This is a genomic window from Myroides odoratimimus, assembly GCF_038039805.1.
GTDB lineage: Bacteria > Bacteroidota > Bacteroidia > Flavobacteriales > Flavobacteriaceae > Flavobacterium > Flavobacterium odoratimimum_B.
The window spans coordinates 1-2,616 of sequence record NZ_JBBPHK010000052.1 but is presented as its reverse complement, the minus strand read 5'-3'; the positions used below and the strand labels follow the sequence as shown (position 1 = coordinate 2,616).

At 33.1% G+C, this 2,616-nt stretch carries 2 protein-coding genes; both read right to left on the bottom strand.

What is annotated here, in order from left to right:
• Positions 1–123 precede the first annotated feature (123 nt).
• Positions 124–855, bottom strand: a complete 732-nt coding sequence (gene istB, locus AABL85_RS17310) for an IS21-like element helper ATPase IstB (RefSeq protein ID WP_006259346.1) — start codon at positions 853–855, stop codon at positions 124–126.
• A gap of 12 nt (positions 856–867) precedes the next feature.
• Entirely contained in the window at positions 868–2,421 is a 1,554-nt protein-coding gene (gene istA, locus AABL85_RS17305) for an IS21 family transposase (protein ID WP_059051711.1), read from the bottom strand.
• Between the last annotated feature and the right edge of the window lie 195 nt (positions 2,422–2,616).

Sequence of the window (2,616 nt, the reverse complement as noted above, 5' to 3'; positions counted from 1 at the left end):
CTGAATATTCCACTGAAAGTGAACAGCCTATTCCGGTGTGAAAGTGAACAGTCTATTCCAGTGTGAAAGTGGACAGTTCTTCGCCTTGTTTTTTAGTAGTATAAATATAGCTAAAAAGAGTTATTATTTTTTGATTATTTTTCTGAGAGATTCTCCTTCTAATTCAAAGCGAATAGCAGAGTGAATTATTCTATCTAAAAACGCATCTGCAATTGTTTTTTCTGAAAATAAATCATGCCATGCTTTTACAGGTATTTGTGAGCAAAAGATAGTTGTTTTATGATGATTACGATCTTCAATAATATCCATTAGTATAAGTTGCTTATCACCAGTAATGGGTTGTAATCCAAAATCATCTAAAATAAGTACATCAGTGGCGCTTAATTTTAGCAATTCTTTTAAATAACTGCCATCAGCTTTAGTCATAGCCAAACGATGTAATAATTTACCTAAATTGTAGTATTTTACTTTATAACCAGCTACACAGCTTTGGAAGCCTAGTGCAGTAGCTAAGTAGCTTTTCCCTGTTCCAGTACAACCAGTAATAATGATATTTTGATTTCGATCAATAAAACTACAATCAGATAATCTTATAAAAGTGTTTTTATCTAAGTTTCTCTCAGCAGTAAACTTTACCTCTTGTAAACTAGCTTGATAGTGGAATCTAGCATTTTTTATAAGCCGCTGAGTCTTATCATTATTTCTTTGATTATCTTCTGCCTCAACTAACCAGGCTATAAACTCGTCATTGGTAAAAGAGTCTATAGCTTTAGTTTCTAAGGATGATTCATAGGCTCTTTTCATACCATTAAGCCTAAGTTTTTGCATTTTTTCAATTGTTGCATTAACATTCATAAACATAAAGATTTAGTTAAAATAATTATTCCCTCTGATATTTTCATGTTGGGGTATAGCTTGTAAGTTTTGTTCTAATTCTTGTTGATCTAATCCGTTTTTTAAAATATTTTCAATAGCCTTATAGCTTATATGTTCATAAGCTAACGCTCGTTTACAAGCTAAGTTTAGTCTAGAATTCCCTACTTTACTAGCAAAGGACAAAACAGCTATACATGATTTAAAGCTCTGTTCTACAAAGGTTTGTTTGTGCAGTATTTTCCCAATAAAAGCTTTTGTTTCAGGGCCTATTTTATTGGCCCAACTAATAAAATACTCTTCACTCCAACCTGCATTATATTGACTTTTTGGCGGTAAATGCTCCTTTAAGGTTGAGTATCCACTAGTTCTCCTATTACGAGGATGAACAGCAATGCGTTGATAGTTATGATAGATTTCAACAATATTTTGATCTACAATAAGAGTTACTTTCTTTCCTAAATACTGATATGGAACACTGTAGTGGTGTTTGTCCTCTCTAAAATCAACGTGATAGTTTTTTAATACAGTAGCTGTTTTATAAGTTTTAATTGGATATAAATCGATTGGTAAAGCTTTAAGAGCTTGTTTTTCAAAATCCAAGAACATCTCTGTTCGGCTGCTTTGTTTCTTCTGAAAAGGATAGTCATTGTAAGGCTTTAAAAGTTTTTTAATAGCTGTGTTTAGCTGATTTATACTGAAAAATATCTGACCATGTAGTTTGGTGTAGATTCGGCTATAGGTAATATTAACTGCCATTTCCACTGGAGATTTATCCTTAGGTTTTCTAACCCTAGCAGGCATTATAGTGGTATCATAATGCATGGCAAATTTTAACAGTTGCTGATTTAATTCCGGTTCAATACGGTGTGGTTTAATTACTGCTGACTTTAGGTTATCTGGTACAATACAATTAGGTACACCACCAAAATAGTGTAATGCATTTTCAATACTTTTTATAAAATCAGGGGCTTTTTGACTTGCACAAGCCTCTACATAAGTATATTGACTAGCACCTAGAGTGGCTACAAAAACTTCTACTTTACTAATATTTCCTGTTTGTGGGCATACAATTTCTAATCTCTTCCCTGCATAGTCAATGAATAGCTTTTCACCTGCTTTATGCTCAATAGGTACATAACCTTTTCCTTGAGCACACCAATTACTATAAGCCTCACAAAACCTACTATATTGGACCCCTTCAGGGTATTTCTCTTTGTATTGCTCCCATAGTATTAATCTTGTAAAACCTACTTGTGGTAACATTCTATCTACATAGGGAAAATACTCTAGTAGATCTGTAGTAACCTTATCGTTTTTGATTTCTGTCAGCAGATTAGGAGTATGGAATAAATCTGCTAAATCTTTTTCACTTAATTTGTCTAATTCACCAAAACTAAGCCCTGATTTACAAATATTATCTACATATTTAATCAATGTAGTTCTTGAAATTCCTAAACTAGATGCGATTCTAGAATTAGAAATTTCTTTGATTTTCATCTTAATGATACTTTTTATCATGGTCGTTGAGATAGGTTTGTTAGCCATAACTTTGTGATTTTTAATCACAATTTACACTAAAAAACTAAGCTCAGAACTGTTCAGTTTGCACTGGAATCACCTGTTCAGTTTAGACCGGAATCACCTGTTCAGTTTGCACCGGAATCACCTGTTCAGTTTGCACCGGAATCACCTGTTCAGTTTAGACCGGAATTACCCGTTCAGTTTAGACCGGAATATCCA